The sequence below is a fragment of the Actinosynnema sp. NPDC059797 genome (assembly GCF_042732085.1).
Lineage (GTDB): Bacteria > Actinomycetota > Actinomycetes > Mycobacteriales > Pseudonocardiaceae > Actinosynnema.
Genome location: NZ_JBHWIE010000069.1, coordinates 22,900 through 30,039, shown reverse-complemented (window position 1 = coordinate 30,039; position 7,140 = coordinate 22,900). Strand labels below are relative to the sequence as shown.

The window sequence follows — 7,140 nt, the reverse complement described above, 5'->3', positions numbered from 1 at the left end:
TCGCGGAGCAGGTCGGCGTCCGCGGCGGTGGAGGTGGCGACCACGCGCGCGACCGCGGCGGCCAGCAGCGGGACCACGGCGGTGCCGACGCCGCCGGTCGCGCCGACGACCAGGACGGTCTCCCCCGGCCGCACGCCGGCCGTCGCCATCAGCGCGCGAGCGGTCAGGCCCGCGGTCGCCAGCGCCGCCGCGCCCTCGGCGGACAGCCCCGCCGGGCGGTGGGCGAGCAGCGGGGTGTCGGCTTCGAAGACCGCGTACTCGGCCAGCGAGCCCGTGCTCAGCGAGGGCCGCGCCGCGCCGGCCAGGGCGCGCAGGGCGCGGGGCACGGCGAGCCCGAAGACCTCGTCGCCGACGGCGAACGCGGTCACGCCGGGGCCGACCTCCTCGACGGTCCCGGCGAAGTCGTTGCCGGGCACGTGCGGGAACTCCAGGTGCACCGCGTCGCGGAAGTCGCCGCCGGGCAGGCGGACGTCGGTCGGGTTGACCGAGGCCGCGGCGACGCGGACGAGGAGCTGCCCCGGACCGGGTCTCGGCACCGGCACGTCCGCGACCACGTACTCCTCCGGCGGGCCGTACCCGGTGGCGACCACTGCCTTCATGGGATCCCCCTAAAAACGGACCGTTGGGTCAGGTTGTTGCGGCGAGGCTAGCCACAACCGGACCGCGCGGTCAACTTGTTAGCCTGGTGCCGTGCCCCCGCCCCGCCCGCTGCGCGCCGACGCTGCGCGGAACCGAGAACTGCTGCTCGCGGCGGCGGCCGAGGAGTTCGCCGAGCGCGGCCCGGACGCGTCGGTCGCCGACATCGCCCGTCGCGCCGGGGTCGGGAAGGGGACGGTGTTCCGCCACTTCCCCACCAAGGACGACCTGGTCGCCGCGGTCGTCCTGGACCGGATCACCCTGCTCTCGGCAGCGGGCGAACGCCTGATCGACGCGGCGGACCCGGGTGGCGCGCTGCTGGAGTTCCTCACCGTCGCCGCCCGGCTGCGCCAGCGGCTCGACCTGTCGTTCCTCCAGGGCGCGGACAAGCTCGGCGAGGAGGCGTCCCGGGCCCAGGCCCACCTGTTCGAGGTCGTCCACGCCCTCGTGGACCGGGCCCGCGACCACGGCGCGGTGCGGCCCGACATCACCGGTCCCGACGTCGTCCTGCTGATGTGCGCGCCGAACGAGATCGTCCGGAACCTGCCGGACGCACCGCCCGACCTGTGGCAGCGCTACCTCGGCATCCTCTTCGACGGCCTGCGCCCCGAGGGCGCCCACCCGCTGCCCCACCCGCCGCCGCCGTGACGCGGGGCCGGCGACGGTCCTTGCGGAGGTCTTGCGGGCTAGGCCGGATCGTGCGGGGGCCGGATCGTGCGGGGACCGGGTCGCGCGACGGACCGGGTCGCGCGACGGACCGGGTCGGCCCGCCGGCGGCCGGGGCGACCGCGACCGAGGCGACCGCGACCAGGGGCGAACACGGCCCGGCAATCCCCTAGCGATCCCCTAACACCGGGGTGAAATCGAGTCACCCCGTAGCCGAGTTGGCCATACTCGTGTCCCGGGCCCACCCCGGCACAGCGCGGGTCGGGCCACCAGGCAGAGTGTGGGCGCCACCTGAACACCACGGGGTCTGGGTCACGTACAGAAGGGAATGGTCGGTCGGATGTTCCGCCGTATCGCGATCGTCAACCGGGGAGAGGCCGCGATGCGGCTCATCCACGCGGCCCGGGAGCTGGCCGAGGAGACCGGAGCGGCGATCGACACGATCGCACTGCACACCGACGTGGACCGCGGCGCCGCCTTCGTCCGCGAGGCCGACGTCGCCTACGACCTGGGTCCCGCGTCCGCCCGCCCCTACCTCGACCTGAAGCTGCTCAAGAAGGCGCTGGTGGACACCAGGGCCGACGCGGCCTGGGTGGGCTGGGGCTTCGTCGCCGAGGACCCGGCGTTCGCCGCGCTCTGCGAGGAGGTCGGGGTCACCTTCGTCGGCCCGAGCCCCGACGCCATGCGCAAGCTCGGCGACAAGATCGGCGCCAAGCTGATCGCCGAGGAGGTCGGCGTCCCGGTCGCGCCGTGGAGCCGCGGCCCGGTGGAGTCGCTGGACGCCGCCCTGGCGGCCGCGAAGGGCATCGGCTACCCGCTGATGCTGAAGGCCACCGCGGGCGGCGGCGGGCGCGGCATCCGCGTGATCACCGGCGAGGCCGACCTGGCCGAGGCCTACGAGCGCACCAGCCAGGAGGCCGCGCGGGCGTTCGGCAGCGGCGTGGTGTTCCTCGAACGCCTGGTCACCGGGGCCCGGCACGTCGAGGTGCAGGTCATCGCGGACGGCCAGGGCACGGCGTGGGCGCTCGGCGTCCGCGACTGCTCCGTCCAGCGGCGCAACCAGAAGATCATCGAGGAGTCGGCGTCGCCGGTGCTCAGCGCCGAGCAGGCCGCCGAGCTCAAGGCCTCCGCCGAGCGGCTGGCCGTCGCCGTGGGTTACCGGGGCGCGGCCACCGTGGAGTTCCTGTACCACCCCGGCGACCGGGCGTTCGCCTTCCTGGAGGTCAACACCCGCCTCCAGGTCGAGCACCCCATCACCGAGGCGACCACCGGGTTCGACCTGGTCAAGGCCCAGTTGTGGGTGGCGGCGGGCAACCGGCTGGAGGGCGGGCCGCCGGTCGAGCGCGGGCACGCCGTCGAGGCCCGGCTCAACGCCGAGGACCCGGACCGCGACTTCGCACCGTCACCGGGGCGCATCGCCCGGTTCGACCTGCCCGCGGGGCCCGGCATCCGGGTGGACACCGGGGTCGGCGAGGGCGACACCATCCCGGCCGACTTCGACTCCATGATCGCCAAGATCATCGCCCACGGCCGCGACCGCTCCGAGGCGCTGAGCAGGCTGCGCCGGGCCATGGCCGACACCACCGTGGTCATCGACGGCGGCGCGACCAACAAGAGCTTCGTCCTCGACCTGCTCGACCAGCCCGAGATCGTCGACGCCACCGCGGACACCGGCTGGATCGACCGGGTCCGGGGCGAGGGCAGGCTCGTGGCGCACCGCCACTCCGCCGTGGCCGTCGCCGCCGCGGCCATCCAGGCCTACGAGGAGCAGGAGGGCGCCGAGCGCCAGCGGCTGCTGTCCACCGCGTTCGGCGGCCGACCGCAGGTGCGGCACGAGAGCGGCCGCAAGCTGGACCTCAAGCTGCGGGGCGCCGCGTACCGGGTGCGGGTCACCAGGGTCGGCGCGCAGCGGTTCCGGGTCGCCATCGAGGCGGGGAGCCGGGTCGCCGCCGCCGACGTCGAGCTGGACCGGTTCGACGAGCACACCGGGCAGATCCGCGTCAACGGGACCCGGCACCGCCTGCTCATGGGCGCCACCGGGCCCGTGGTGCTGGTCGAGGTGGACGGCGTCGCGCACCGGGTCAGCCGGGACGAGGGCGGCGTGCTGCGCTCCCCCGCGCCCGCGCTGGTCGTGGCCACCCCGGTCGCGGTCGGCGCCGAGGTCGAGGCCGGCGCGCCCGTCCTGGTGCTGGAGAGCATGAAGATGGAGACGGTGCTGCGCGCGCCGTTCGCCGCCCGCGTGAAGGAGTGCGCGGTGGCCGTCGGCAGCCAGGTGGAGGTCGGCGCGCCGCTGCTGCGGCTGGAGCCGCTCGCCGAGAACGCCGAGGCCGACGCCGCGGCCGACCAGCCGGTCGAGCTGGACCTGGCCGACATCCCCGACGCCTCGCCCGCCGACCGCGTCCGGCGCGGCCTCCACGAGCTGCGCGGGCAGTTGCTCGGCTTCGACGTGGACCCGCACGACGACGGCCGGGTGCTGCGGGACTACCTCGCCGCGCGGCGCGAGGCCACCGAGGCGGGCCGGCGACCGCTGGCCGAGGAAGTCGACCTGCTGACCGCGTTCGCCGACCTGGCCGAGCTGAGCCGCAACCGCCCGGCGGGCGAGGACACCGGCGGCGAGGGCCACCTGCACAGCGCCCGCGAGTACTTCCACACCTACCTGCAGAGCCTGGACGTCGACCGGGCCGGCCTGCCGGAGCGGTTCCAGCGCAAGCTCACCACGGCGCTGGCCCACTACGGCGTCACCGGCCTGGACCGCACGCCGGAGCTGGAAGCCGCCGTGTTCCGGATCTTCCTCGCCCTCCAGCGGGCGACGGCCGACGCGGCGGTGGTGACCACGCTCCTGCGGTCGTGGCTGGACGAGGCGCCGCCGGACGAGACGCTGCGCGAGACGGTCGGGTTCGCCCTGGGCAACCTGATCTCCGCGACCCAGGTCCGGTTCCCGGCGGTCGCCGACCTCGCGCGCGGCGTCGTGTTCGCCTGGCTCGGCCAGCCGCTGCTGCGCCGCAACCGGGCCCGCAGCTACGCCGACGTGCGCGAGCACGTGCGGTACCTGAGCGAGCACCCGGACGCCGCCGACCGCGATGAGCGGGTCGCCCAGATGGTCCGGACCACCGAACCGCTCGTGCGGCTGTTCAGCCAGTACCTGGAGCGCAACACGCTCGACAACGCGCTCATGCTGGAGGTGCTGACCCGCCGGTACTACGGCAACAAGCGCCTGGTCGACATCCGGACCAGCCGGGTCGGCGACCGCACCTTCGTGACCGCGCAGCGCACCGACTTCACCGTGGTGTCCACCGCGACCCACCACGACGACCTGGGCGGGGCGCTGCGGAGCCTGGGCGACCTGGCGCCGGCCACGGGCCCGCTGGACGCCGACGTCTACCTGGCGTGGCGGGACCAGCCGGAGGACGCCGCCGACCTGGCCGCCGCGCTGGCGACCGTGGTCAGCGCGCACCCGCTGCCCGACCAGGTCCGCAGGCTCACGCTCACCGTCGCGGGCCGCGGCGACGCGGTCATGCACCAGCACATCACGTTCCGCCCGTCGGCGGACGGGATGGCCGAGGACCGGCTGATCCGGGGCCTGCACCCGTACATCGCCCAGCGGATGCAGCTGGAGCGGCTGCGCGAGTTCGACCTCACCCGGCTGCCCTCCGCCGACGAGGACGTGTACCTGTTCCACTGCGTCGCCCGGGACAACCGCGCGGACGAGCGGATCGTGGCCTTCAGCCAGGTCCGCGACCTGGTGGCCCTGCGCGACCACGACGGGCGCCTCGCGGCCCTGCCGACCGCCGAGAACACGCTGGCGACCTGCCTGGACTCGATCCGGCGCGCCCAGTCCCAGCGGTCGAAGTCGGCGCGGTTCAACACCAACCGCATCGTCGTGTACGTCTGGCCCGCCAGCGACATCACGCTCGGCGAGCTGGAAGTGCTGGCCCAGCGGATCCTGCCCACCACGGCGGGCGCGGGCCTGGAGGAGATCGAGTTCATCCTGCGGCAGCGCCTCGAGAACGGCGAGCTGGTGCGGACCGCGCTGCGGATCACGTTCGACACCACCGGCACGCCGGTGCTCACCGTCGGCGAGCCCTCGGACGCGCCGATCCCGCCGCTGGACGGCTACCGGCAGAAGGTGCTGCGGGCGAGCAGCCGCAACACGGTGTACCCGTACGAGATCACCGGCATGATCGGCGAGTTCACCGAGCACGACCTCGACGAGGACAACGCGCTGGTGCCGGTGGACCGCCCCAAGGGCAACAACACCGCCGCCATCGTCGCGGGCGTGGTCAGCACCCCGACCGCGCGGCACCCGGAGGGCGTCACCCGCGTCGTGCTGCTCGGCGACCCGACCGCCGCCCTCGGCGCGCTGTCCGAGCCCGAGTGCCGCCGGGTGATCGCCGCGCTGGACCTGGCCGAGCGGCTCCAGGTGCCGCTGGAGTGGTACGCGCTGTCCGCCGGCGCCCGGATCTCCATGGAGTCCGGCACCGAGAACATGGACTGGGTGGCGGCCGCGCTCAAGCGGATCGTCGAGTTCACCCAGGCCGGCGGCGAGATCAACGTGGTGGTCGCGGGCATCAACGTGGGCGCCCAGCCGTACTGGAACGCCGAGGCCACGATGCTCATGCACACCAAGGGCATCCTGGTGATGACGCCGGACTCGGCCATGGTGCTCACCGGCAAGCAGTCGCTGGACTTCTCCGGCGGCGTGTCCGCCGAGGACAACTTCGGCATCGGCGGCTACGACCGGGTCATGGGCCCGAACGGGCAGGCGCAGTACTGGGCGCCGGACCTGGCGGCGGCCCGCGACCTGCTGATGACCTACTACGACCACACCTACGTCGCGCCCGGCGAGGACGCGCCGCGCCGGGTCGAGACGGCCGACCCGCACGACCGCGACGTCACCGACTACCCGCACCGCGCGACGGGCAGCGACTTCACCACCGTCGGGCAGATCTTCTCCGCGGAGCACAACCCGGACCGCAAGAAGGCGTTCGACATCCGGGTGGTCATGCGCGCGCTGTCCGACCAGGACCGCCCGGTGCTGGAGCGCTGGGCGGGCATGGCCGACGCCGAGACGGCGGTCGTGCAGGACGCGCACCTGGGCGGCATCCCGGTCTGCCTGCTGGGCATCGAGTCGCGCCCGGTGGAGCGGCGCGGCTTCCCGCCCACCGACGGTCCCGACACCTACACGGCGGGCACGCTGTTCCCGAGGTCGTCGAAGAAGGTGGCGCGGGCGATCAACGCGGCCAGCGGCAACCGGCCGGTCGTGGTGCTGGCGAACCTGTCCGGGTTCGACGGTTCGCCCGAGTCGATGCGCAAGCTCCAGCTGGAGTACGGCGCGGAGATCGGCCGGGCCGTGGTGAACTTCCGGGGACCGATCGTGTTCTGCGTGATCTCCCGCTACCACGGCGGCGCGTTCGTGGTGTTCTCCAAGGCGCTGAACCCGAACATGACCGTGCTGGCCGTGGAGGGCTCGTTCGCCTCCGTGCTCGGCGGCGCGCCCGCGGCCGCGGTGGTGTTCACCCGCGAGGTCACCGCCCGCACCGCGGCCGACCCGCGGGTGCGGGAGCTGGAGGCCAGGAGCGCGACCGCGACCGGCACCGACCGGACCGCGCTGATCGCCGAGCTGGACGAGCTGCGCTCGGCGGTGCGGGCCGAGAAGCTGAGCGAGATCGCGGGCGAGTTCGACCGGGTGCACAGCATCGAGCGCGCGGTCGAGGTCGGTTCGGTCGACGCGGTGGTCCGGGCGGCCGAGCTGCGGCCGCGGATCATCGAGGCGCTGGAGTCCAAGCTGGGCTGAGCCGGGCTCGACGGAACGAGGGGGGCGGTGCCGCGGCACCGCCC

At 74.3% G+C, this 7,140-nt stretch carries 3 protein-coding genes; 2 read left to right on the top strand and 1 reads right to left on the bottom strand.

What is annotated here, in order from left to right; all coding sequences use genetic code 11:
• On the bottom strand, window positions 1-599 hold a 599-nt coding region (locus tag ACFV4N_RS18660; protein WP_499673794.1), incomplete at its 3' end, for an alcohol dehydrogenase catalytic domain-containing protein.
• A gap of 91 nt (window positions 600-690) precedes the next feature.
• Between ACFV4N_RS18660 and ACFV4N_RS18655 the strand changes: the two genes are divergently transcribed.
• Window positions 691-1,284: a TetR/AcrR family transcriptional regulator gene (locus ACFV4N_RS18655; RefSeq protein WP_499673793.1), complete on the top strand. Its 594-nt coding sequence runs from the start codon at window positions 691-693 to the stop codon at window positions 1,282-1,284.
• A gap of 358 nt (window positions 1,285-1,642) precedes the next feature.
• Window positions 1,643-7,096 carry an ATP-binding protein gene (locus tag ACFV4N_RS18650; protein ID WP_499673792.1) on the top strand — a complete coding sequence of 1,818 codons (5,454 nt, stop codon included), beginning with the start codon at window positions 1,643-1,645 and terminating at the stop codon, window positions 7,094-7,096.
• The last annotated feature ends 44 nt before the right edge of the window (window positions 7,097-7,140 follow it).

Coding starts and splice junctions, on each gene's coding strand:
- ACFV4N_RS18650 (WP_499673792.1), top strand. CDS start 1,643: ATGTTCCGCCGTATCGCGATCGTCAACCGGGGAGAGGCCGCGATGCGG.